14 protein-coding genes and 4 tRNA genes are annotated in these 24,980 nt (G+C 56.1%); 8 read left to right on the forward strand and 10 right to left on the reverse strand.

The features are described 5' to 3' along the window. Positions 1-15: 15 nt before the first annotated feature. The 5 genes from thrS to BLT47_RS03850 form a co-directional block, all read right to left on the reverse strand. Complete coding sequence (gene thrS, locus BLT47_RS03825) at positions 16-2,118, reverse strand: threonine--tRNA ligase (protein WP_074661836.1); 2,103 nt, start codon at positions 2,116-2,118, stop codon at positions 16-18. 424 nt (positions 2,119-2,542) lie between these two features. After that, positions 2,543-2,980 carry a Dps family protein gene (locus BLT47_RS03835; protein WP_074661845.1) on the reverse strand — a complete coding sequence of 146 codons (438 nt, stop codon included), beginning with the start codon at positions 2,978-2,980 and terminating at the stop codon, positions 2,543-2,545. A gap of 847 nt (positions 2,981-3,827) precedes the next feature. Next, positions 3,828-3,900, reverse strand: a tRNA-Val gene (locus tag BLT47_RS03840). Between the two features lie 6 nt (positions 3,901-3,906). Further along, positions 3,907-3,977, reverse strand: a tRNA-Cys gene (locus BLT47_RS03845). A 32-nt stretch (positions 3,978-4,009) separates the two neighbouring features. Continuing rightward, a tRNA-Gly gene (locus tag BLT47_RS03850) sits at positions 4,010-4,082 on the reverse strand. Positions 4,083-4,447: 365 nt separating this feature from the next. Between BLT47_RS03850 and BLT47_RS03855 the strand changes: the two genes are divergently transcribed. The 4 genes from BLT47_RS03855 to treZ all read left to right on the forward strand — a co-directional run bounded on the left by BLT47_RS03855 (position 4,448) and on the right by treZ (position 12,042). Then, positions 4,448-4,520: transfer RNA gene (locus tag BLT47_RS03855), tRNA-Val, on the forward strand. A gap of 260 nt (positions 4,521-4,780) precedes the next feature. Further along, positions 4,781-7,054: a glycogen debranching protein GlgX gene (gene glgX, locus BLT47_RS03860; protein WP_074661848.1), complete on the forward strand. Its 2,274-nt coding sequence runs from the start codon at positions 4,781-4,783 to the stop codon at positions 7,052-7,054. A gap of 87 nt (positions 7,055-7,141) precedes the next feature. Beyond that, positions 7,142-9,766 carry a malto-oligosyltrehalose synthase gene (gene treY / locus BLT47_RS03865; protein ID WP_074661852.1) on the forward strand — a complete coding sequence of 875 codons (2,625 nt, stop codon included), beginning with the start codon at positions 7,142-7,144 and terminating at the stop codon, positions 9,764-9,766. Next, on the forward strand, positions 9,766-12,042 hold the full coding sequence (treZ, locus tag BLT47_RS03870; RefSeq protein ID WP_256332515.1) for a malto-oligosyltrehalose trehalohydrolase: 2,277 nt from the start codon (positions 9,766-9,768) through the stop codon (positions 12,040-12,042). Before treY ends, treZ begins: the two co-directional genes overlap by 1 nt. Before the next feature lie 110 nt (positions 12,043-12,152). Here treZ and BLT47_RS03875 read toward each other — a convergent pair whose 3' ends face one another. Further along, positions 12,153-12,350, reverse strand: a complete 198-nt coding sequence (locus BLT47_RS03875) for a response regulator transcription factor (protein ID WP_256332520.1) — start codon at positions 12,348-12,350, stop codon at positions 12,153-12,155. Between the two features lie 770 nt (positions 12,351-13,120). Between BLT47_RS03875 and BLT47_RS03885 the strand changes: the two genes are divergently transcribed. Together BLT47_RS03885 and BLT47_RS03890 are read left to right on the forward strand one after the other, a co-directional pair. Further along, the gene (locus BLT47_RS03885; RefSeq protein WP_143021761.1) at positions 13,121-14,728 is read left to right on the forward strand and encodes a sensor histidine kinase; all 1,608 of its coding nucleotides are present in this window, start codon (positions 13,121-13,123) and stop codon (positions 14,726-14,728) included. A 9-nt stretch (positions 14,729-14,737) separates the two neighbouring features. Next, positions 14,738-15,445, forward strand: a complete 708-nt coding sequence (locus BLT47_RS03890) for a response regulator transcription factor (RefSeq protein WP_074661861.1) — start codon at positions 14,738-14,740, stop codon at positions 15,443-15,445. A 6-nt stretch (positions 15,446-15,451) separates the two neighbouring features. Here BLT47_RS03890 and BLT47_RS03895 read toward each other — a convergent pair whose 3' ends face one another. From BLT47_RS03895 to BLT47_RS03910, 4 genes are read right to left on the reverse strand one after another with little or no spacing between them, the layout of a single operon-like run. Further along, a complete protein-coding gene (locus BLT47_RS03895) occupies positions 15,452-15,910 on the reverse strand; it encodes a hypothetical protein (RefSeq protein ID WP_074661866.1) in 459 nt (152 codons plus the stop codon). 41 nt (positions 15,911-15,951) lie between these two features. Beyond that, positions 15,952-17,676 carry a sensor histidine kinase gene (locus BLT47_RS03900; RefSeq protein WP_074661871.1) on the reverse strand — a complete coding sequence of 575 codons (1,725 nt, stop codon included), beginning with the start codon at positions 17,674-17,676 and terminating at the stop codon, positions 15,952-15,954. After that, a complete protein-coding gene (locus BLT47_RS03905) occupies positions 17,669-19,336 on the reverse strand; it encodes an ABC transporter ATP-binding protein/permease (protein WP_074661876.1) in 1,668 nt (555 codons plus the stop codon). The genes BLT47_RS03900 and BLT47_RS03905 overlap by 8 nt, the downstream gene beginning before the upstream one ends. Beyond that, the gene (locus BLT47_RS03910; protein ID WP_083330046.1) at positions 19,333-20,526 is read right to left on the reverse strand and encodes a DUF1611 domain-containing protein; all 1,194 of its coding nucleotides are present in this window, start codon (positions 20,524-20,526) and stop codon (positions 19,333-19,335) included. Before BLT47_RS03910 ends, BLT47_RS03905 begins: the two co-directional genes overlap by 4 nt. A gap of 431 nt (positions 20,527-20,957) precedes the next feature. Here BLT47_RS03910 and BLT47_RS03915 point away from each other — a divergent pair, with 431 nt between their 5' ends. Together BLT47_RS03915 and BLT47_RS08920 are read left to right on the forward strand one after the other, a co-directional pair. Then, a complete protein-coding gene (locus BLT47_RS03915) occupies positions 20,958-22,520 on the forward strand; it encodes a peptide MFS transporter (protein ID WP_256332516.1) in 1,563 nt (520 codons plus the stop codon). A 207-nt stretch (positions 22,521-22,727) separates the two neighbouring features. Next, the gene (locus BLT47_RS08920) at positions 22,728-24,977 is read left to right on the forward strand and encodes a CocE/NonD family hydrolase (protein WP_083330047.1); all 2,250 of its coding nucleotides are present in this window, start codon (positions 22,728-22,730) and stop codon (positions 24,975-24,977) included. Positions 24,978-24,980: the final 3 nt, after the last annotated feature.

Consider the following 24,980-nt stretch of genomic DNA (forward strand, 5'->3'; position numbering starts at 1 on the left):
TAGCGCGCCTCTCTCCTACTTCTCGGGACTTTGCGCGGGAGTTGCGGCACCTGGTTCCGGCGCCACCGCGCTTTGTTCCGGGGTATCTTCCACGGCCGGTTCCGGATGCAGTTTCTCTTCTTCCGGCTTATTACACCGCTGCGCAATCACCTGGCAAATATGGTCGATCGCGGTAGCTACTGGCACCCCGTTTTCTTGGCTGCCATCGCGGTAGCGGAAGGAAACAGCACCGGCAGCGGCGTCTTCCCCACCGGCAATTAGCACGAAGGGAATCTTTTCCTTGGAAGCATTGCGGATCTTCTTACCGAAACGATCATCGGAAGTATCTACCTCAACCCGCACGCCGCACTGGCGCAACTGGGCCGCCGTCTGTTCGCAATACTTGGTGAAAGCATCAGCGACCGGTACCAAACGTACCTGTACGGGAGCCAACCAAGCCGGGAACGCACCCGCATAGTTTTCCAGCAGCACGGCCAGGAAGCGTTCCACCGAACCGAACAGAGCGCGATGAATCATCACCGGGCGCTGGCGCGAACCATCTGCCGCGGTATATTCCAGACCAAAGCGTTCCGGCAAATTGAAATCAAGCTGCACGGTAGACATCTGCCAGGTGCGGCCCAAAGCGTCGCGCGCCTGCACGGAAATCTTCGGGCCGTAGAAAGCGGCGCCTTCCGGATCGGGCACCAATTCCAGGCCGGATTCGACTGCTACCTCTTCCAAAACGGCTTCCGCTTCATCCCACAGGGCCGGTTCGCCAATCATCTTGTGCGAATCGCGGGTAGACATTTCCAGATAAAAATCGTCGAGCCCGAAATCAGATAGCAAGGACAAAATGAACTGCAAAGTACTGGCCAGTTCATCGCGCATTTGCTCGCGGGTGGTGTAGATATGGGCGTCGTCTTGCGTAAAACCGCGCCCGCGGGTAAGCCCGTGCACCACACCAGACTTTTCGTACCGGTACACCGTGCCAAATTCGAACAGCCGCAAAGGCAGATCACGGTAGGAACGGCCCCGCGAACGGAAAATCAGCGAATGCATGGGGCAGTTCATGGGCTTCAGGTAGTAGTCCTGGCCCTGCCGCGTAATATTGCCTTCCGCATCACGTTCCTCATCCACATGCATGGGCGGGAACATACCGTCCTTGTACCAAGAAAGATGCCCGGAAGTTTGGAAGAGCTGCGCCTTGGTGATATGCGGGGTGTAGACGAAGCTATACCCGGCTTCGATATGCCGGCGGCGCGAATACTCTTCCATTTCCATGCGGATAACGCCGCCCTTGGGATGGAAAAGCGGCAGGCCGGAACCTACTTCTTCCGGGAAGGAGAACAGATCTAGTTCTTGGCCGAGGCGGCGATGATCGCGCCGCTCGGCTTCTTTGATCCGCTCCTGGTATGCGTCTAGTTCTTCCTTGCTCGGCCAGGCCGTCCCATAAATACGTTGCAGCTGGTCATTGTTCTGATCGCCCTTCCAGTAGGCGGCCGAAGAACGCGTGAGCGCAAAACCGTTGCCAATATATCGCGTAGAAGGCAGGTGCGGGCCGCGGCACAGGTCGGTCCAAATGATTTCGCCCTTGCGATTCACATTGTCGTACATGGTGAGCCCGCCAGAGCCCACTTCCACACTGGCTTCCTCCGTGCCGCCACCCTTGGTGTGGATCAGTTCGAGCTTGTAGGGCTGGTCCTTTTCCTCGACTAGCGCCGCTTCCTCACTGATTTCGCGCCGCACAAAACGCTGGTTGTCTTTAATGATGCGTTTCATGCGTTTTTCGAGGTCTTTGAGCAGTTCCGGAGTTACCGGATCGATATTGCCAAAGTCGTAGTAGAAGCCGTCTTCGATGTACGGGCCGATACCGAGGTGCGCCTCGGGGAAAACTTGTTGCACTGCCTGCGCGAGCACGTGCGTGGCGGAATGGCGCAGAATATTTAGGCCATCCGGACTGTCGATTCGCACCGTTTCCACCGTGGCTCCATCGAGGGTGGCCAGGTCTGTGGCTAGGTCGGTTAGCGTTCCGTTGACCTTGAGGGCTACTACCTCCCGGTCCTTGGCGTATAGATCTGTTCCCAGCGTGGGCTCTTCGAAAGAGTGGGCGGTGCCGTCAATCGAAAGGTGAGCTGACATGCGCAGGCTCCTTTTTCTGTTGTGCGTGGCGCCCATACCGGGGGCGCCTTTTCTTACTACTACGCGGCTTGTTACCGCTACGCAGTTTCTAGCTGCTACGCGGTTTGTTACCGCTTAACAGTTCCTTGCCGCTTAGCGGTTTATCGTCGCAACGCAGTTTGTTACCGCTAGCGGTGCCGGTTTGCGCGGCGTGCGTAGTTGTGTGGCCGGATACGTGCCCGGTTCCGTTCGCAATTCCGTTCCGGGTTACGGCAGACGGTGGCGTGCTTCCGGCTGGCCGGGAACGTGCGACCACTGCCCCAGCATACAGCGAAAACCGCGAAGAATTTCTCCTCCGCGGTTTTCGTAGCCATTTTCATGCTATTTACCGAACCCGGTTTTCTATCGCGCGTTTCTACTGCGCGGGGTTTACGTTACGCGGCGCTTACTTGGCAGCGCGGAAGAACCAGGCCTGCTTCTCCAGGTTCTTGCCTACCCCTACTAGGATGTCTCCGCTGTACGGATCTGCTTCGTCCACCTTGTCCAGATCGGTAAGGATACGATCCGAAGCCTGCTGGAGCTTTTCTGCCATGGTTGCGTATGCTTCCGCTACATCGAAGGGGCCGACGCCTGGGTCAGCCAGCCCGGAATCCTTGGCTACCGTTGCCGCCCGAGCATCCGGGTAACCGCCGATCTGGGCGATACGTTCGGCCACCTCATCACTATCTTCGCGGGTAACGTCCACTACCTCATCAAGTGCCAGGTGCAGGGCGCGGAATCGCGCACCCTGGATATTCCAGTGATACTGCTTGGCCTGCAGGGTCAGATCCGTCAGGTCAACTAGTGCACGCTGCAGTGCATCTACAACAATCTTCTCAGCCATTTCATTCCTTTCCTGTGCTGGGGCAAAATGCTTCCGTGTGTGCTGCCCCGCGCTCCAACCATCGGGAAACTAGTTAAGACCCGCGAACATGAGCGCTGAGCTGTGCTCTCACTTCGGTTTTATAGCCACTCCAACACGATCCGCTATCTGGAATCATTCCAAATGATAGCGCATTGGGTGAAGCTTCGCAGGCACAACACGCATCTGCCGTCTACCCACTCGTTTCACACTTCCTAGCGCCATGCCTTTTCAATTCTCAGCAGGCGGTTTTATTCCAATTGGGCAGGTAAAACAAATTCGGGTAGGCACTTACGCCCACAAAGTCAGCTTCTATACGGAATTTAGGATACCGCACACACTCAATCCCGAGTAGGTACGCACTCCACCCGCGAACAAGGTAACTGCTGGCGGCAACCTTTCGCCTTCTGCTCATTCCAAGCCCTTGCCCGCTCACAGTTTTGCCTCTACAGCTCCAAGCCACTCCAAAAGAACGCAAAGAGCGAAGCCATCTGCTCCCCGTGTCTCAATCATCCCCTATTGAAGCGCCCAAATGTCAACCAAACCTACAGCCGCCCCTTTGACCGTTAACCCACATTCTGATCATTAACCACCGAACGAGCTTGGAAGACGCATGGAAACAAAGGTGAGACCAGGTGAGACCAGGTGAGACCAGGTGAGACCAGGTGAGACCAGGTGAGACCAGGTGAGACCAGGTGAGACCAGGTGAGACCAGGTGAGACCAGGGACGAGCGGGCCAAGAATGCAAAAAACGGCAACCACACCCGGCTGCCGCAAAAGATATTCTATTCAGTTAGGCGAAGAGGTCTTTCCCGGCTTTTCCCGAGGGTGGGCGATACAGGATTTGAACCTGTGACCTCTTCCGTGTCAGGGAAGCGCGCTAGCCCCTGCGCCAATCGCCCTTTGCGAGGTGGGTACGGGATTCGAACCCGTGTACACGGCTTTGCAGGCCGTTGCCTCGCCTCTCGGCCAACCCACCGTGCGGATTGAAAGAATGCCTTCCATCCTCCGAGCGGACAACGGGGCTCGAACCCGCGACCTCAACCTTGGCAAGGTTGCGCTCTACCAACTGAGCTATGTCCGCAATGTCAGCCTCGCGGCGACAGATAGAAACTATAGGCGAGATTTTACCCCTTGTCCAATCGCAGAAGCGAGGTTCAGACCACACCCGCGTTTAGGCGTGTCCTCCCACACTTACTTACCTCATATACTATCCTCCCGCACCCGCGTGCCTCTGCCCGCGCTTCGGTGTTCCCGCACCCGGTTTCCCTTCCATGTACTTCAATCCGTTTGTTCCCATCCTCTTAGCTCACCTCCCTAGTCCACTCCATTTGCTCCCGGGCTTATGGATTTGCCGCCCAATACCGCCCACTACAGGAGGTGAGACGGCTCCCACAGCTAAAAATTTGAGTTCTGGGCCGCAAAGGCGGTAACCTGTTACTTCGTTACGGGCGATTGGCTCAGGGGTTAGAGCGCTTCGTTCACACCGAAGAGGTCACTGGTTCGATTCCAGTATCGCCCACCGTAATAACTGCATATCGCAGACCAGGCGAGCGGAAATGCTCGCCTTTCTTTTTGTTTTCGCGCACCTCGCCGCGCCTACCTCGCACACTTTCGTGTTTCTTGCCTCTACCTTGCACTGCTCTTGCCCCTACCTGGCACCGTGCAATACCGGCATCGCGCCCTCCCAGTTTTCGCGCTAGCACCTATTTGCTCTATGCTTTGCCTTCTTGGCGCGCATTTTCTACCGCGCATTCAGCAGATCATGAGAGACTAGGAACTATGAGAATATGGCCAGGACGCCCTTATCCGCTCGGAGCAACCTTCGACGGCTCGGGTACTAACTTTGCTATCTACTCTTCCGTGGCGGAGAGAATAGTGCTCTGCCTGCTCGACGACGATAACAATGAGACACAGGTAGAACTGCGGGAAGTGGACGCGAGCGTATGGCATTGCTATTTGCCGTCCGTGCGCCCCGGGCAACGCTACGGGTATCGCGTCTACGGACCACACGATCCCTCCCAAGGTTTACGTTGCGATCCTTCGAAATTCTTACTTGATCCTTATGCCAAGGCCATCGATGGGAATATCACCAATACCCAAGCGGTATTCTCCTATGACTTCGATGATCCGAGCAAACCTAACCGGCAAGATTCCCTCGGGCATGTACCGATTTCCGTGGTTATCAACCCCTTCTTCGATTGGGGGCATGACCGCCCACCGGATCACGATTACGCCGATACGGTGATTTACGAAACACACGTGCGAGGTTTTACCAAACTCAATCCCAAGATTTCCCCGGAATTGCGCGGCACTTATCGCGGCATTTCCTCCCCCGCTTCGATCGAATACTTCAAGAAGCTGGGTGTAACCGCCGTCGAACTGATGCCTATTCACCAGTTCATCAACGACACTTCTTTGCAAGACCGTGGCCTTAGCAATTATTGGGGCTACAACACCATCGGGTTCTTTGCCCCGCATGATGGCTATGCCACCGCCGGGCGCGGCGACCAGGTCTACGAATTCAAGTCCATGGTGAAGGCCTTGCACGAAGAGAATATTGAGGTGATTCTCGACGTCGTCTACAACCACACCGCGGAAGGCAACCACCTGGGGCCCACGCTTTCCTTCAAGGGGATCGACAACCCGGCCTACTACCGTTTAGTGCCGGATGATAAAGAACATTACTTCGATACCACCGGCACCGGGAACTCGCTGAATATGAGCTCCCCGCACACCCTGCAAATGATTATGGATTCATTGCGCTACTGGGTGGTGGAAATGCATGTGGATGGTTTCCGCTTCGACCTCGCCTCCACCCTGGCCCGCGAACTGCACGCGGTGGATAAGCTTTCTTCCTTCTTCGACATCATCCAGCAAGACCCGATTATTTCGCAGGTCAAACTGATTGCCGAACCGTGGGATGTGGGTGAAGGGGGCTACCAGGTAGGTGGTTTCCCGCCGCTGTGGACGGAATGGAATGGCAAGTATCGGGATACCGTGCGCGATTTTTGGCGCGGTGAACCGGCTACGATTCCCGAATTCGCTTCCCGACTTACCGGTTCTTCGGATCTGTATGAAACTTCCGGGCGCCGGCCTTTCGCCTCGATCAACTTCGTCACCGCGCATGACGGTTTTACTATGCGGGATCTCGTTTCCTATAACGAGAAGCACAATGAAGCAAACGGAGAAGGCAATGCGGACGGGGAATCGAATAACCGTTCCTGGAATTGCGGGGTGGAAGGCCCTACGGATGATCCAGAAATCCTGGCCTTACGCAAACGCCAAATCCGCAATTTCCTCACCACCCTGATGGTTTCGCAGGGCGTGCCCATGCTCAGCCACGGTGATGAAATCGGGCGCACCCAGCAGGGTAATAACAACACCTACTGCCAGGACAATGAACTTTCCTGGGTGGATTGGGACCTCGACGAATCCCAGGAAGAACTTTTGGAATTCACGCGCAAGGTCATCGATTTCCGGATGCGGCACCCGGTGTTGCGGCGCCGCCGGTTCTTGCGTGACGAATCACGCGTGGTAGGGCCCGATTATGTGGGCGAAATCCAGTGGTTCCAACCCAATGGCAAGGTGATGCAAAACGAGGATTGGGATACCGGTTTTGCCCGCTCCCTCATGGTGTTCCTGAACGGAAGAGGGATCCGCGAACCAGATGCTTACGGTATGGATATTGTTGATGACGATATTCTCCTCACCTTCAATGCCGGTGATGAGGACGTTATCTTCAATATTCCAGATTCTCCGTATGACCGGGAATGGAAGGTAGCAATCGATACCGCTGTGCGCCCGGATCCGGAAGAAGTGTTGCGCCCGGGAGATTCTTTCTCCGTAACCGGCCGTTCTTTACGCGTGCTGATTCACGAGCGCACCCAGGAACCGGAAGCCGAAATTCCCGTAGCCAGTGCATTCGTATCCGAACCAGTAAGCGAAACGCCGGCGGCGGCCACGCCCGTGCCCGCGCCGGAACCGGCCAGCGGCTCGGTTTCAGATACGCCCGAAACGGCACCGGCGGAGGTTTCCGACACCCCGGCCGTTTAGCGCGGTTACTGTGCCGAGCTCGGCAAAGATGAGCGGGTAGCAAAAGGTAGGACGCCGCGCCACGTGGTCTCGGTTACGCTAGGAAGTATGACGAGCAGCGAAACCGAAAACATTGTGGCGCGGCGCGCCCATATGCCCGCCCCGGGTAAGCATGTTCCTATTTCTACTTATCGCCTGCAATTGAGCCCCGATTTTACTTTTGCGGACGCGCAAAATCTGGTGCCTTATTTGCAGCGACTCGGGGTCACCGATATATATTGTTCCCCGATTTTGCAGGCGGCCCCCGGGTCTATGCACGGCTACGACGTAGTTGACCACACGAATATTTCTGCGGCTTTAGGCGGCCGGGAAGGCTTCGAAAAACTGGCAGATGCCGCCCACGAAGCCGGCCTAGGAGTGGTAGTGGATGTGGTGCCCAATCATATGGCCGTGCCCACTCCCCTGTACTTGAACCGCGCTTTGTGGTCGGTTTTGCGCGATGGCGCCGAATCCCCATTTTCTGCCTGGTTCGATATTGATATCACCAGCGCCGAAAACGGGATTTTACTTCCCGTGCTGGGCGAACGAATCGGCACCGTGCTGGCGAAAGGCCAGATCACCCTGGATCAGATGGTGGTGCCCGGTTTCGAGGCCGAAGGGGAACAACACGTTTTGCGGTATTTCGACCACGTGTTCCCGGTCCGCAAAAACACGGACCAGCTTCCCATTATTGAGTTACTAGAACGCCAGTACTACCGGCTCGCCTACTGGAAAGTAGCCGAAGAGGAACTGAACTATCGGCGCTTCTTCGATGTGGATACTTTGGCGGCAATCCGCGTGGAAGATCCGGAAGTTTTCTTCGCCTCCCACGCCTTGCTTTTAGACCTGTACCACAAAGGCTATATCGATGCTTTCCGGATCGACCATCCCGATGGGCTTTCTGATCCGCGCCAATACATGGCCCGTTTGTATGAGGCCACCGATGGAGCGTGGATTGCGGGAGAAAAGATCCTCGAAGGCGATGAGGAGCTTCCCTCCGATTGGAAGGTAGCCGGGTGTACGGGGTACGAAGTTTCGTGGCGGATTGGTTCCGTGCTCACTGATCCGGTAGGCGCGCGGAGCTTGACCGCCCAATACGTGGAGCTTTCCGGTACCACCGATTCGTACGCAAACATCGCGCTCGCTTCCAAAAAGCAGATCGTCAACACCTCTTTGCACGCGGAATTGGAGCGCCTTACCGGCGTGATTTCCGATATTTGTAACGAAGATTTGCGGTTGCGAGACCACTCGCGCCGTTCCATCCGGGAAGCGCTCGCCGCGCTGGTGGTAAATCTGGATCGTTACCGTGCCTATGTAGTTCCCGGCGAAAAAGCTTCTGCCCTGGCCGAATCGGTAGTCACTGCGGCAGCGGCCCGCGCCCGGCAAGAATTGAATGAAGATCGGCAGGAAACGCTGGACGTCGTCGTCGATATTGTGCTGGGCCACGAAATCGGTTCCGCCTCAAAACTGCACGACGACGCACGTAACGAAGCGATTGTGCGCTTCCAGCAACTGTGCGGTCCGGTGATGGCGAAAGGTATTGAAGATACGGCTTTCTACCGGTACACGCCCCTGACTTCTGCCACGGAAGTAGGTTCAGACCCGTTGCGCGCCAATATTGATCCGGATGCTTTGCATGCCTGGACGGAACGGATGGGTAGTACGTGGCCGGCAATGATGAGCACTTTGACCACGCATGATACGAAACGCGGGGAGGATGTGCGGGCGCAGATTGCTACCCTCACCGAATTTGATGAGGATTGGCTGGCTTTGCTTACCAAATTGCGAGCTCGGCATGCGGCGGCGCGGCCGGCCCAATTGGACGGCCAGATTGAGAATCTGCTGTGGCAAACCATTATTGGCACGTACACGGATCGCGGGCCGATCGAAATTGACCGGCTACTGGAGTACTTAACTAAGGCGGCGCGCGAACAGAAAACCTGGACCACCTGGACAGCCCCGGACGAGGAAGGGGAAACCGGGCTGTTTAGTTATGCTCGGGACATTCTTTCCAACCCGGAAACTCTGCAGGATTTGGCAGCGTGGCGGGAACGCACTTTGCCGGCTCTAACCTCGCGGATTTTGGCGCAAAAGACTTTGTCCATGACCCTCGTGGGCGTTGCCGATACGTATCAAGGCGAGGAAATCACGCGCAATATTTTGGTGGATCCGGATAATCGCCGGCCGGTTGATTTCCGGAACTTGCAAAATTTGCTCGAGGAATTAGATGCGCGTGGCTCCCTGCCCGGGGATGCCAGTTTGGATGAACAAAAACTGTGGGTAACCTCCCGGATTTTGCATTTGCGGCGGCGCCGCCCGGATACTTTTGTTTCCTCCCGGAGTGGTTACACGCCTTTGCCGAGCACTACCGGGCACGCAATTGCTTTTGCTCGCACCCTGGACGACGTACCTGATGTGGTGGTAGTCACTGATAGGTTGCGGCATCGTTTGGAAGAAGCGGGCGGCTGGCGCGATGCCACGGTGGTACTCCCCGCTGGTGCTTGGCGCTCCATTTTCAATGGCAGTACTTTTACCGGCGGGCCGGTAAAGATGGCTGATTTGCTGAAGAGCTTGCCGGTGGCCGTCCTCGAAAAGGTAGAAGATACTGCCACTGCAGAAGGCAGCGATCTAGCGGACGCAAAAACTGATGCCACCACTGAGAAGGCACCCGCGGCGAAAACGAAAGGCAAGTGATGAGTGAGGAACTGTTTCAGCTGCGCGTTTGGGCACCTTATGCCCACCGCCAGGTAGAAGTACTCACCGAAGGCAAGCGCTACCCGATGCGCCCGGAAACGAATGACGCTCGCCACAGCGCGAAAACGGCTAACGACCCCGCAGAAACTGCTAACCACACCGCAGAAACGGCTAACCACAGCACGAAAACTGCTAACCACACCGCGGAAACGTACGAGCCGGGATGGTGGGTGTGCGAAACCGGTTTTCCGGCGGGCACGCGCTACCAGTTTTCGCTTGATGGCGGAATGCCTTTGCCCGATCCGCGTTCGCGCCGCCAACCGGAAGGCGCACATGGTCCTTCTGAAATCGTGGATACCGCCCAGTTCGAGTTTTCGGATTTTGCCGGCGTAGATCCTTTGGGCAAAGTGTTCTATGAATTGCATATTGGTACTTTCACGCCGGAAGGGACTTTCGCGGCCGCCGCGGAAAAACTGCCCTACCTGCGTGATCTGGGTGTAGACGTAGTGGAACTGCTACCGATTCAACCGGTACCGGGCCGGTGGAATTGGGGGTACGACGGCGTCGACCTGTATGCAGTTACGGAAAACTATGGCGGGCCGGCTGGTTTTGCCGCTTTTGTGGAGGCTGCTCACCAAGCCGGGCTAGCGGTGTGTTTGGATGTGGTCTACAACCATTTCGGGGCGGATGGGAACTATATAGGCCAGTTCGGCCCGTATTTCACGGAAACCCATCACACACCGTGGGGCGCGGCCCTGAATTTTGATGGGCCGGAAAGTGGCCCGGTACGGCGTTTCTTTATCGAGAATGCAGTGCAGTGGGCCCGTGATTACCGGGTAGATATGTTCCGCCTGGATGCCGTGCACGCGATTATTGACGATTCGCCGCGTCATATTTTGGCGGAACTTTCCGATGCACTCAAAGCTTTTGGGAAGACTGCGGGCCGCACAATCGGGCTCATTGCCGAATCTGATATTAACGACCCGGCAATGGTGGAGTCTACCGCGCGCGGCGGGTACGGCATGGATATACAGTGGACGGACGATATCCACCACGCCCTACATGTTGCCTCCACGGGAGAAACCCAAGGTTATTACGCAGATTTTGGGGAACCGGGTGCGTTGGAGAAAGCTTTGCGGCACGTTTTTGTGCACGACGGCGTCTACTCCACTTTCCGCAAGAAACTGTGGGGCCAACCGGTGCCCGAAACCACTGATTCGCGCCGATTTTTGATCTATACCGAAAACCACGATCAAGTGGGCAACCGGGCTACCGGGGATCGGCGCACGGCAACGATTTCGCCCGGTGCAGCGGCCGCCGCAGATGCCGTGGCCGCACTCTCTCCGTTTTCCTACATGTTGTTCCAGGGCCAAGAATGGGCAGCTTCCTCCCCCTTCCAGTTCTTCACCGACCACGGCCCCGAACTGGCCCCCAAAGTGGTGCAAGGCCGCATCGAGGAATTCAAAGATTGGGATTGGCAGGCCCTGACGCCCGCAGTTCCTTCCCCGCAGGAGGAATCAACTTTCTATGCTTCCCAGCTCAACTGGGAAGAAGCCGAACGCGGCGAGCACGCGAAATATTTGCGGATAACGCGGGAGCTCTTGCGTTTGCGGCGTGAAGTGCCAGATTTCGCGAATGCAAACCGGGCTGATTCAGAGATTGTCCGCTTGGGCCGGGCTGGATACTACCGGCGCGGTAATTCGTATATTGTATTCAACTTTGTGGGACCGGCCACGGTTACTTTGCCGGGCACACTCTGCTTGCCGGCCACGGTTCCTCTGCCCACTACAGATTTCTTAGCCCCTGAGCCTGGCCACGACCTAACAGAAGCGCCAACCCGCGGCGCGGATGATTCTGCAGGGACCGAATCTGAGAGTATGGAAGCTGAACGTGAGGGGTCCGGGCGCGGGGAATTTCGCCACGCAAACTCTGGAAACCCTGGTTCTGGGCACGCGGCCTGTGGACGCCCGGGATCCAGCCACGCCGATTCTAATCGCGAAGTGCTTGAGCTAGCTTTGGCTTGGGATAAACCGGAAATTATTCCTATTCCAACTACGCAGGTAACGCCCGTTACAAATACCGGAATCCAGGGCAAAATGGTTGAAAACGGGCCCGCTCCAAACGCCACGCTCCCCCACCGGCCGGTTGAAAGCGGCTTAGCGGCCACGGATACGGATATTACGGGCTGGCAAGTGCATTTGTACCGGCCCGGTTTTGCCGTGTTCGTGCCCGCGCGGTCCGGGAGAAAACCCATGAATCTTGGGCACCCTAGGTAAAGAAACACCTGCTGTTTGATGCTGGGTTAGGCACGAACCGAGCACCGGTGCTCGGTTCGTGCACCACCGCCGTTACTCGGCTTAACTACGTCCGCCAAAACTCAATTCTGCTATTCCCTGATTCCGGCCTTTACCGCTCTCATCGCAAGCTCACCGCGCGTTGCACAACCGGTGTGCCTGAGGATATCCGATACATAGGATTTCACTGTCGCTTCTGTGAGCCCAGTTTTCCTCGCAATGTTTTTATTAGACAGTGCTTTAAGCATCAGACGGAAAACTGGTCGCAAATGGGAGGCAAGGGTCTCCACTGCTGCAATAAAGTCTGCGTATTTTTCGCGGTCTTCTTGAGCATGTGCATAAGATGCAGTATCGAAAAGAGACTGTGGAAACAAGCAGCGCTCACTATTATAAAAGTGGTCGGCAAGAACGCTATCAAAGGTGGCCTAGCGGGGCTCGCCGCATCTTTAGCTGCATCTGCAGCTTGGTGCCTCACGCCGTGGGCCAAGTAAGGAGTTATCATGCGTAAAGATTCTGATCGCAAGGCATTTTCCAAACTAGGGCTCTACACGTTGCTTCTGCTCTACACGTTGCTTATGTGTGGTTTGTTCTTCTTGTGGCTCTGGGTTAGCTTGGGAGCCAGATTCCAAACCTTGATGGCTGATTACGGTTCAACGCTTCTCACCTTCTGCGTGGTAATTGTTGCTGTATTTCCGCTCGTGGGGACAGTGACGAGATCGTGGACTAGCGCGCCCGAGGTTAGCGAAGAGAGACAAAACGTACCTGCAACACTTGCGAAGGCAAGCTAGCTTCGCCCAAGTGCGGCTTCAGTAGCTTGAAATTACCGCCACGAAAAACTTACTGTGGCCGGTCCTGCACAACTGCTCAGGGCCGGCCACGTATATTTATCGCTGGCAAGTGCATTTGTACCGGCCTGGTTTTGCGATGTTCGTGCCCCAGCAAGCCGGTAACTTAGCAACTGTTATCTAAAAATCGGTCCGCGGTTATTCTTGATTCGCTACCTGGAACGAAAGGAAGGCCGAGCGATTTGTGGGCGAAGATTCATGCTAAAACGCGCGGTTTGAGCCGAAGGTTAGCCGGGACGATTCGGCAACGGGTTGCTTTGGCCATGATTGCTTTCGTGGCTTTTGTGGTGGGCGCCGTCGGCATTGCCACCGTGTGGGTGGAATATCACGTGCGCGTGGAATCCGTACAAGAAGAACTCGATATTGTTGCCCACGAACTGCGGATCCTTGCCGAAGAAGGTATCAACCCGGAAACGGGTGGTACTTTTACCGGACCTTCCACACTTTTACAAACCTTTATGTCCAGAAAAGTTGTTTCCACGGTGGAAGGAGAAGTTGGGCTCCTGAATGGCGAGGTTGCGTGGGTATCCGGAGAAATTGGTACCGTCCGCCCCGAAGATGATCCGGAACTCATCGCTCATGTGGCAACCGCTGCCCGCGGAGACAGAATCGTCAAAGGGAAAATCACTACCGCAACTAATAGCTATTTCTACACCGTTATCCCCGTCCATTTTTCCACCACCGGGGATATTGACATCGACGTCGACGCCCCGGGCCATCCCAGCGCATCTACAAGTGCCTCGCCCGCCACAGATACCGCTTCTCCTCCAGCAGCAGGAGCACAATCCGGGGCCCTTTTGCATGTGCATCTGACAAGCGCCGTTAACTCCGAGATCTTCAACCTTATCCGCATCTACGTTTTAGTTGCGGTATGTGCCATTGCCCTTTCCGCTCTGGGCATTGGGATCATCACTCGCCGTCTTACCCAACCGATCGACACTCTGCGCGAAGCAGCCGAACAGATAGAAGAGAAAGATCTGAGCGTGCGGGTGCCGGTGCAAGGTAGCGCTGACGTTGCCCAACTTTCCCAAGCCATGAATTCCATGCTGGACCGGCTAGAAATATCCGTCACCAATCAGCAGAATCTTCTCGACGACGTCGGCCACGAACTGCGCACCCCAATCACGATTGTGCGCGGGCACCTAGAACTTGTGGATCCCCACGACCCAAAAGACGTGCAAGAAACCCGTGACCTCGCCCTCGATGAATTAGACCGTATGGCCGAGCTGGTTTCTGACCTGCTCCTTCTCGCAAAATCTAAGCAACCCGGTTTTATCCAACTGCAAGCTACGGATACCGATCAGCTCACCCGTCAAGTATTTGAGAAGGCGCGGGCACTTGGCGAGCGTAACTGGCAACTGACCGAAGTGGCCGAGATAACCGCCCCGCTAGATACGCAACGGCTCACCCAAGCTTGGTTGCAGCTAGCTGCCAACGCCGTGAAATATTCGCAGCCGGGAAGCCGGATAGAAATTGGTTCCCGTACGGCATGGCCACGTTTGCATCTGTTTGTAAGGGACGAGGGGCGCGGGATTCCCCGCGCCGAAATCCAAAATATTACGGGCCGATTTACCCGCGGTTCTACTGCTGCGGGGGCAGACGGGGCCGGCTTGGGGCTAGCTATCGTGCAATCTATTGTCACCGGCCATGGGGGCCGCCTGGCAATTGAGTCCGAAGTTGGCAAGGGTTCACTTTTCACGATTATGATCCCCTACGCGGGCACCGCGGGCACTAACCCAGGCACCGCAATCACTACCCCGGGCACCGCGGGCACTAACCCAGGCACCGCGGCCAGCACCCCGCACACGAAACAGAGACAGTAACGGAGCGTAATGGCACACATTCTTATCGTCGAAGATGAAAAACGCATCGCCACATTTATCACGAAAGGTTTAAAAGCCGCCGGTCATACTAGTTTCGCCACCCCAAGCGGCCAGGAGGCAATTAGCGAAGCCCTCTCCGGAGCCTACGGGCTCATCATTTTAGATATTGGGCTACCTGATATGGATGGTTTCACGGTGCTTGAAAACATTCGCGGGCAAGGTGTACGCACCCCCGTTATTTTGCTTACCGCCCGCGCTTCCGTGGAAGACCGCGTGGCCGGCCTGGAATCCGGAGCCGATGACTACATGCCCAAACCCTTCTCTTTCGAAGAACTCCTCGCCCGTATCAAACTGCGCTTGCGGGATTCGGCCACCGCCACCGCGAGCGCGGAGGCGCGTGATACTGGTGGGCTGGTTACGGTGTTGCGAGGTGGGGATGTGGCGATGAATTTGTTGAGTAGGCAGGTGACGGTGGCCGGGGAGCCGGTGGAGTTGTCGGGGCGAGAGTTTGATGTGTTGCGGATGTTTTTGGAGAATCCGGGGCGGGTGCTTTCGCGTGAACAGTTACTTTCTCGGGTGTGGGGTTTTGATTTTGATCCGGGTTCGAATGTGGTTGATGTTTATGTGCGGTATTTGCGGGGCAAGATCGGGCGCGAACAGATAGAGACTGTGCGCGGGATTGGTTACAGGTTCGCTGCGATGCCCGAGCAGAGCTAGCGGGCATTAGTCGTCATCGTCGTCATCATTGTCGTCGTCATTGTCATCATCGTCGTCGTCATCGTCGTAGTTGCCGACGTAGGCGGGTGGGGCTTTCGGGGCGCGTTGCGGTTGTGGGACGGCGGCGGGAGCGGGTGAGCCAGCTGGTGCGGGGGCAATCCCTGCTGTCCCGTTCGGCGGCGCGGTGTCAGTTTCTGAGTTGTTTTGCGGGCCGCCGGGCGTGCCGTTTTTGGGGCCGTTTGGGGCGGAGCTGGTGGTTTCTTGGTTTGCGGTTTCGGTGCTGGCAGGGTCGCTTTCTGGGGTTGCGGTGCTAGTTTTTGGATCTGTTTGGTTACTTTCGACTACTATTGCTGGTCCGCCGTCGAGTTCGAAAGAGTCGTTTTTCCCAAGCATTAGCGCGGCTGCTCCGGTGCCTAGACCAGCGATAATTAGCACGACTATCAAAATTGTGAGTTTTCTTCGCATGTCTTGCTTTTCCGTTTCGTGGTTATTCGCCTAATTCGTGGTTATTCGGCTACGGGGAGGCAGAGCTTGGCAATAGTGCCGGTACCTGCCTGGGTTGATGTAATTGGGCGGGATTTAGTTGGGCCGGTTCCGGCCGGACCAGATCCGGTTGGGCCGGATTCTGCGGGACTTAGTGTGAGGGTACCGCCATGGGCCGCTGCTATGGCCGCGCATATTGGTAGGCCCATACCGCTGCCGGGTTGGGAGTCATTGGTGGCGCGGCCAAAACGGCGCATTACCATCGCGTGTTCTCCTTCCGGTATGCCTCGCCCCGCATCGGTAACGGTGATGACTACGCTGGTGCCCGCAGCGGTATTTTCCACGGTGGTGTGTACAAAGATGTATACCGCAGCATCTGCGGAGGCCCGGTTTGGTGTATCGGAATTCTGCGTATCGGAATTTGGCCTATCAGGTGCCGTGCTTTCTAGGGCGGGGTTTTCTTGGGCCGGCGAATGCGAGGGCCCGGTTGCATCCGGTGGCGTGATCTGGCTGGCGTGGGCCGCGTTTTGCAGTAATTCGTATAGCGCAGATTGTAAGGCTTGCCCGTCGCCGCGCATGGTCAGATCAGTGGGTGTCTCCTGGGTTTCGTAAGCTAAAACGGGTGTAGCGGTGAGTTGCCGTTGTTTCCTGTTCCATGTGGTTACGGCCTCGGTGACGATGCGGGCAACTGAGACGTCATTGGTAAAGGTTAGTGCTTTGCCGTTGCTGAAGTTTTGCCAGTTTGCCACGCCTCGCAAGGAAGCGCGTAGCCGCACAATTTCGCTGTGCATTTCTTCCCGCGTGATGCCGCTTTCCGGGTTGTTTATTCCGGATGCGAGAAGTGCTACCGGGGTGGTGAGCTCGTGCAATAGATCTTCAGAAAATGCGGCTTCGCGTTCTACTGCGGCTTCTGCTGGAGCGAGTAGTTCATTGGTGGTTTGTGCCAGGCGCACGTATTCGGCAGAACCGGTTTCTTCCAGTTGCGGAACGGTGTGCCCATGGTGGGTAGCCCGCGTAATAGCCCGGTTAGCTTTGCGGGTAAATTCTCCGATATGCCCGGTTATTCGGGTAGTTACTACCCAGGCGACGACGCCGGTAAGCACCAAGACCACCAGGCATACTCCGGCCAGAGAAAGTATCTGGGTGCGGATAGATTCTTCGTCTGCTACATGGAAATGGATAATTGCTACCGAACCACTATCGGTAGCCGCTTGGATTTCCACATTTACCCAGGTGAGTTTGCCAAAGCTTGCAGAAACGGCCTGCCCGCCAGAACCTGGTACGGCAAGGCGTTGGCGCAAACTTGGCTCAAGGTCTGCCCAAGTGGGGGCTGCCGCGCCTCGTTTTTCGCCCAGCAATTGCAAGGATTCCCCCAGCTGGTGTTCCCCGGCGGGCAGGTTTTCAGTACCGGCCAGCAGCTGGGTGCGAGTTGGCACTTGCCGGGCCAGGTAGGCGGAGATCAGATCGGTAGCGCTAGCAAATGGTTTACCGGTGTGTGGATCGTGTACTTCTGCGGCAAATTGGCGTAGCTCTTGTGATTCTTGGGAAAGGGCTACGCGAACGTCTTCGGCTACCCGATAGCGCAACACGAAAGAGAAGACCAGTAAAAGCAAAATCAGGGATACGGCAACCGTTCCCATCAACCACATCCACGTGACCGCGCTACCTTTCCGGCCTGGCGATAACTCCGTGTTTTTACGTTCCTGTTTCGTTGCGGTTTCGCGAGTTTCGTTTTTACTATTAGCCATTGTTTTCGTCCACATTCCACCGGGTATAGCTATCCAAGAATTTTTCCGGAGCCTGCGTATTTGCCACGAGAATTCCCGGATAATTTTCTAAGGTGTGGCGCAAGTGGGAAAGACCGTCTTCATTAAGCGGTTCATCAATCCGATCCAGCACTAACAACGGCGGGTTTCCGGCTATCGCGCGGGCAAGTTGCAGCAGTGCTTGCGCGGAAACAGATAGGGGTTTGCCGCCGCGTTTTAACACGGTGTTCTCCTCATCAGGCAGTTCAGCAACGATCTTCGCCAAACCCACCTGTTCTAGAAGTTCGTGCACGGGCACGTTAGCTTGCGGTAGACGATAGCGGACAATACGAGCAACAGAGGCCCGTTCCAGCGGCACATCCCGCAAGGCTACCCCTACCAGTTCCCGGCGCACCGTAGCGGGGAGCAAAGCCAGTTCTCGCCCGGCAATATTCATCCGCGCATAGTCTTCCGTTTCCTCGCCTACTAATAGGCGCAAAACTTGGTTTACGCGGGTTGGGGAACCGGTAATAATAATGCGTGCCCCGGGCCGAGCTACGAGTTCTGGGAACTCTTCTTGTAGCGCGCCCCCACTTACAAGATGGAGCGCACCGGCCGCTAAACCTGGAATATCTCCCCGGTGTTGGGATCTTGCCGCGATTTTTCGAGCTTGGCGTTGCTGGGTGCGGAAAAGCCGCGCATCTTCAAAAATCGGGTAGAGCACGCGGGCCGCAGCCCGGAAATTCTGCCGGTACTCTCCCACCCTGCCCAAATCTTGGATAGGTGAAGCCATCAACCCGGCAATAAAGATCGCGGTGGTGACTTCTTCCGGCGTCGCCGCCGCAAGGCTACCCACCACCCCAATCAGCACGGAAAGTAGCGCGGTAACCGCAGAAGCTCCCCCGCGCATTGCCCCGGAAACCACGGCCCGGCTTCGCGCGGCGCGCTGCACCCGTGCCGAAAGTTGGTCAATGCGCGTGACCTCCCGATTAATCCCACCCGAAACTCGAATCGCCGGTCCGGCCTGCACGATGTCAGAAATCTGGCTGGCCATCCGGCCCCGAACCTTACGTAACCGGCGTGCCCGGCCCAACAACGGGCGGGAAAGGAGCAACAACCCCACCCCAAAAACTACTAGCACGCCCAGAATAACCGTGCCCAAAGCGGGAATGAGAAGGAACATGCCAACCACAATCCCCGCCAGGAGCGGCACCCCCACCACCAAGGGAGCAATCCCCAAAGACACCCAGTTTTTCACTGCCGAAAGGTCATTCGTAGACCGGGCGATAGTAGTTCCTAAGCTCGTGGGCCGCTGCGGGGCAAGCGCTGCCGTGATTAGGAGTTTGCGCACCGACCGCACATAGTCATTACCTAATTCTTCAGCCACCACCCGCTCGCCCATACGCGCCACACCTAAAAGTAGAGCCGCGAGCACCAAGAGGCCCGCGAGCGCCGGAAAACTCATCCCCGTGCCATTGCTATGCGGGCCACTTGCGCTTCCTGCTCCCCCGGTCAGACCGCTTTTTGCAAAAGCAGTTCCCAGTTGGGGCGTATAAAAAGCAATGGCTACACTGAGTACGGCTTGGATGAGGCCCAGTCCGATAAGGATTGCGAGCAACCAGCGGCGCCGGCCGTGAAATACGTGGGGAAAGGTGTCTTTCATAGACCGATAGTTTCCCTTGCAATATGGGGTTTGCACAGGTCGAAAGTAGGAATAATTGGTACGTCTACTACTTCCACGGCTTCTTGGGTGATGAGCGGAGAGGAAGTAAGCCGGCCTGATACGGCTTTCAAAGGTAGTTTGGCGTCGCGAATCAGGCCTACCCCGGCGGCGGCAGAAAGAGCTTCCCCGCACGCGAATACTACAGAATCTACCAGTTCGCCAAAATCGGGATCGCGCATCAAAGCCGCTGTTTCTCCTTGGTAGATACCGTCCGCAATTTCGATGAGTACTACGTCTGGGCTATCTTCGCACAGGCTTGCCACCATGGAGAAAAGTACGTTCTTTACGTCTTCCATGGATAACGTGAAAGTGGAAGAAAGTCCGAAATCGGTGAAATCTACAACGCGATTCGCCCCGGCGTCGCGAAATAGGCCGGCGTCGTTTCCGGCTCCGGTACCGGTGGCTTTTCCGGCATTCACGGTGAGGCCGGCAGCGCTAATTCCGTTTACCAAACAACCGAGAGTGGTGGATTTTCCGGAGTTCATGGAAGAACCAAATACCACGGTAATGTGCGGCCGGTTTTTAAGTTGTGCATACTCGTTTTGGGCTTGTTGCCAGGGGCGGATCTGGTGGTCGGCTAACCGTGACATGGAAAGCACGCCTTCGCTATCGCAAATTAGCCCGAGTGGTTCAATCACGGTTGCCGGCTGAATATTGGCATGTTTTTCGATTACTCTGCCTGCCATGCCTCCCGCGGCCACGAGGTTCGTGTAATTCAAATTGCGGGGAACTTCCGCTAAAAATTGGTCTGGTGCATATCGGTTGCCGTAGGCAACGATTATTTCGTCGCCTTCAAACAGGTGCCGGCGCCGCGAAGTTTGCGATTCGAGCCGTTTGTGTTGCCCGATCGTAGTTACCCGGGCAAGCACAAAATCCCCGGCTTGGGGTGTTACCCCGCGTCCGCGCCGCAAACTAAAACCCTGGTTATCAGTCTGCCGGAGAAGAGCATGCAGACCGCGCGCATTGTACGATTTTTTGGCGCGCCGCAAACGTCGTGGTTCTAAAGCTACTTCTTCCACGCCGGTGGCTGCTGCCATTCCTTCGGAAGGGCTATCGGAAAGATGCCGGTTCTTTCGTTCCAACAGTTGTGCGATTTCGAAAGCCAAATCGAAACTATCGGTAGTGGTCATGTCTTCTCCCATTCTCAGCCAGGATTTGCATCTCTAGCCAGGATTTGCATCTCTTGTGACACGAAGGAGACTAACGGCGCGAGATGACGCCTCCATGAATAGAAAAGGAAAAAATTCTCATCTAGAAGGAGAAACTCTCATGTAGCTAATGGGAACTATCAGCGAAAAAGTTATCAAAGTTGCATACCTGTTCGCCCGGTTTATTTGCAAGGAACGATTTTGGAGATATCTCTCAATAATAGTTCTTTAGGGTACAGTGCGGTATTCTCGAAAGATACAATATAACTCTTAGGTTTTATGTGCCGCAGGGTTATATGTGCGGCGTACCTGCGTCGCGCTGGGCCACGGTCCGAAATATCGCAGCGTACGCCAACAGGCACGCATTATTTTCGGCCGGTCCACTCCGTAGATCCCTACGAAGGGTTAAAACCTTGACCGAAAGTAACCAGGAAAATATAGAACTAACTAGCGCAGACTATGAGCGTTACAGCCCGCCCGAGCAAGAACTCATTCGGCAGGCTCGCGCCGCTGACCGCCTCGCCCAAAAAGACACCTCGTTTATGGGCCATCCGCGCGGATTACTGACGCTTTTCAACCTCGAATTATGGGAGCGTTTCTCCTACCTGGGATTCCAGGCCATTTTGGCGCTCTACCTTTCTGCCGCCGTGGTCAATGGCGGCCTCGGCTACGAAACTACTACCGCTTCCTCTATTGTTGCTGCCTACGGCGCGCTGCTTTATCTTCTCTCCATAGGCGGAGCGTGGATAGCGGACCGCATTATTGGTACCCACAAAGCTGTACTGTGGGGCGGGATTATTATTGCCGCCGGTCATATTTGCATGGGCATTCCCGGGCATGTGGGGCTCACGTGGGCAGGCCTCGGTTTCATTATCGTGGGTACCGGCCTGCTCAAACCGAATGTTTCCACCAAAGTTGGGGAACTATATTCACCCACCGATCATCGGCGCGACGCCGGCTTTTCCATCTACTACGCGGGCATCAATATCGGCGCTTTCCTCGGCCCCCTCGTGGCTGGCTGGTTGGGCCAAAAAATCAACTGGCATGCCGGTTTTTCCGCGGCTGCCATCGGCATGATTATCGGCGTCGTTTTGTATTCGGTACAGGGCCGTTACTTGGGCGGCCACGAATCTGCCACCCGGATTCGTATCAATTTCCGTCCCGATAAAAACTTCTGGTATGTGGTTGGACTAGCGGCCGCAGTAGTGGTGCTCGCGATTATTTTTGCCGCCACCAGCCTCGTTGAACTCGATGGTTTCATCAACGCGATTACTGCTCTTACGATCGCCGTACCGGCCATCTACCTCGTGTGGATGTACCGCTCCCCGCGCGTCACCAACCCCGAACGCGGCAACCTGCTGCCCTACGCGTTCTTGCTAATCGCGCTCGTCATGTATAACCTCACGTATTTCCAAACCGGAAATACCCTCAACTTCTTGGCTCTAGAACGCACAAATAATACGCTCGGCAGCTTCCACTACCCTTCCACCTGGTACATTTCCCTCACCGCCATCGTGGAAATAATTATGGGCCCCGTGCTGGCCTGGGTGTGGGTCAAGCTCGGCAAACGCCAACCGCATGTAGCCGCGAAAGTCGGCCTCGGTACCATCCTGGGTGGATTCGCTTTTATTTTGATTGCCCTGGGTGGATTGGCGACGCCGCATGGGCACCTTATGAGCGCCATGTGGATGTTCGGTTGTTACGTTTTCTTGGGATTGGGCGATCTCCTGGTGCAAACCTCAGGGATGTCTGCCACTACAAAACTGGCGCCGCGGGCTTTTGCTTCCCAAACCATGGCGGTTTGGTTTGCGGCTATGGCCATGGCCCAAGGCGTACAAGCCCAGATCGTCAAGTTCTTCAGCTACGAAAACATCGTGGCCTATTTCGGAATCCAGGGATTGGTAATTATTGCCTACGGCCTCTTCCTAGTTGCGCTCACCCCTTGGATGCGTAAACGCATGACGAACGTGGCTTAACCCGGCCAGCTCAAACGTGGTTTAACCCGGCCAACTGCTTTACCGGGCCAACTGCTTTACCGGGCTAACTGCTTTACCGGGGTATTGGTATTTAGCTCCCCACTAGCTAAGTCCCCCAGAAAACAGCCCCAGACCAGCTGGCCTTAGCTAAAAACCAGCCTGCCCCAGCCGGTTTAGGCACCAGAACCTCGCACAGAAAGGAACACCATGCAGTATTTGCAACCTGAAGATTTTCCCTACCGGGTAAAGGTTATTGAAGACTGGATACCGGTTACGGACGGCACCCGTCTTTTTATGAAGGCATGGATGCCTGAAACTACGGAACCGGTTCCTGCAATTCTCGAATATTTACCGTACCGGGCTACCGATTGGACGTTACCGCGCGATTCGGAACGCCACCCGTACTATGCCGGCCACGGTTATGCTTCCATCCGCGTAGATATCCGCGGCCACGGTAACTCCGAAGGCGTGCCCGGCGAAGAATACGATATGCAAGAACACTTGGATGGCGTGGATGTTATTAACTGGATCGCCGCCCAAGACTGGTGCACCGGAAAAGTTGGCATGTTCGGCATTTCCTGGGGCGGTTTCAACTCCCTCCAGCTTTCCTATCTACAACCCGAACCTTTGAAAGCTATCGTGACGGTATGTTCCACTGACGACCGGTACGACAATGACGTCCACTACATGGGTGGCTCGATGCTCGGCGTCGACATGTTTGCGTGGGGCGCCACCATGCTGGCCTTCCAATCCCGCCCGGTAGATAAACGCATCTGGGGTGAAAAATGGCGGGAACAGTGGCTTTCCCGGTTAGAGAAGGCCGAACCATATATGGAAAACTGGATGAGCCACCAAACCCGAGACGAGTTTTGGCAACACGGATCAGTGTGCGAAGACTATTCCCGGTTGAATACGGCAGTGCTCGCCGTTGGCGGCTGGTTTGACCCGTACCGGGATACCGTGCTGCGGCTGGTCGAAAACCTTTCCGCTTTGGGGAAGAACGTACGCGGGTTGATCGGACCGTGGTCGCACCAATACCCGGACCGTGACCTGAAACCCGGCCCGCATATTGATTTTCTGGGAGAAACTTTGCGCTGGTGGGACCACTGGCTCAAGGGCATCGACACCGGCGTAATGGAAGAACCACTACTCAAAGCCTGGATTATGGATCCCATTCCGCCGCGATCCTACTACGAAGAAATACCGGGCCGCTGGGTGGCAATGGATAACTACCCAGACCCGGCAATCACCACCCGCGAGTTCACGCTCGCCAATGCCACCTCAATCACCCCGCCCGCACAAACCGCTGCGCCGGCCGCACCAGCCACCACCCCGCCTGCACAAGCCGCTGCGCCGAAATCCGGAAACGTTTCCGCCGCAACTACCACGGTAGCAGCCACGGATTCTGCGGCAACAGATTCTGCTGGCATGGGTTCTACCGACGCAGGTTCTACCGGCACGGTACCTCTCACTTCGTACATAAAATCTCCCCAGGATGTGGGGCAAAACGCGGGGCGCTTTTTCCCGTACGGTAACGAATCGGATCTTCCCACGGATCAACGTGCCGACGACGGCCGTTCCACCACCTACGATTTCCCGCTCACCGAAGACCTGCAAATCTTGGGGAATTGCCGCCTGCATTTGCGGCTAACCACGCAGGCCACGCGCGGGCAGGTGTATGTGCGCCTGGTAGATGTGGCTCCGGACGGGCAGGCCACTCTGGTCACGCGCGGGAATTTGAATCTTTCTTCCCGGGAAGGCCGGGAGAAAATTGTTGATTTCCCGGCCGGCGAGTGGGTGGGCGTAGAAATTCCTCTAACGGGAATTGGCTACACGATCCCTGCCGGGCACACTTTGCGAGTAGCGCTTTCTACCGCGTATTGGCCCTGGATTTGGCCGCAAGCCCAGAATGCGGGAATCACGGTAGATCTGGCTGCCTCCCGCATGGAAATCCCGGCCCGGCCAGATTTTGCGGCGCTGGCTGCGGCCGGAGATACGCAGGCACAAAGTCGCTTAGATGCAGACCGTGCCGTCAAATTTGCTGGCCCAGTGCAACCGGTGAATGCTGACGTGAAATATCCGGAAGCGGGACGCTCTGGGGTGCGCCGGCCCGAACGTCTCATTTCTCAAGACGTTGCCAAACGGGAAACCTTTATCCAAGTGGACCCCATGTATGGCGGCACGCGTATCTACCCGGACGGGTTGCACTATAACGAAGATGCTGTGGAACGCTACTGGATCGGTTGGGATGATCCAACCACGGCCCGCACGGAAGCAGAATGGATCGTGGAGCTCTCCCGCCCCGATATGGATTGGGAAACATCCCTAAAAACCCGTTCCACGATTTCTTGCGATGCCGAAAACTTCTACGTCACCTCCCACGTGCGTTGCTGGGATAAAGACGAGCTGATTTTCGAACACGAATGGAATACCACCATCGCCCGCACCGCGAGCTAAAAC

Origin of the sequence: Actinobaculum suis (assembly GCF_900102025.1) — a bacterium.
In the GTDB taxonomy this organism is placed as follows: domain Bacteria; phylum Actinomycetota; class Actinomycetes; order Actinomycetales; family Actinomycetaceae; genus Actinobaculum; species Actinobaculum suis.

Coding starts and splice junctions, on each gene's coding strand:
- BLT47_RS03895 (WP_074661866.1), bottom strand. CDS start 15,910: ATGCGAAGAAAACTCACAATTTTGATAGTCGTGCTAATTATCGCTGGT.
- BLT47_RS03905 (WP_074661876.1), bottom strand. CDS start 19,336: ATGAAAGACACCTTTCCCCACGTATTTCACGGCCGGCGCCGCTGGTTG.
- glgX (WP_074661848.1), top strand. CDS start 4,781: ATGAGAATATGGCCAGGACGCCCTTATCCGCTCGGAGCAACCTTCGAC.
- BLT47_RS03890 (WP_074661861.1), top strand. CDS start 14,738: ATGGCACACATTCTTATCGTCGAAGATGAAAAACGCATCGCCACATTT.
- thrS (WP_074661836.1), bottom strand. CDS start 2,118: ATGTCAGCTCACCTTTCGATTGACGGCACCGCCCACTCTTTCGAAGAG.
- BLT47_RS03835 (WP_074661845.1), bottom strand. CDS start 2,980: ATGGCTGAGAAGATTGTTGTAGATGCACTGCAGCGTGCACTAGTTGAC.
- treZ (WP_256332515.1), top strand. CDS start 9,766: ATGAGTGAGGAACTGTTTCAGCTGCGCGTTTGGGCACCTTATGCCCAC.
- BLT47_RS08920 (WP_083330047.1), top strand. CDS start 22,728: ATGCAGTATTTGCAACCTGAAGATTTTCCCTACCGGGTAAAGGTTATT.
- treY (WP_074661852.1), top strand. CDS start 7,142: ATGACGAGCAGCGAAACCGAAAACATTGTGGCGCGGCGCGCCCATATG.
- BLT47_RS03910 (WP_083330046.1), bottom strand. CDS start 20,526: ATGACCACTACCGATAGTTTCGATTTGGCTTTCGAAATCGCACAACTG.
- BLT47_RS03900 (WP_074661871.1), bottom strand. CDS start 17,676: ATGGCTAATAGTAAAAACGAAACTCGCGAAACCGCAACGAAACAGGAA.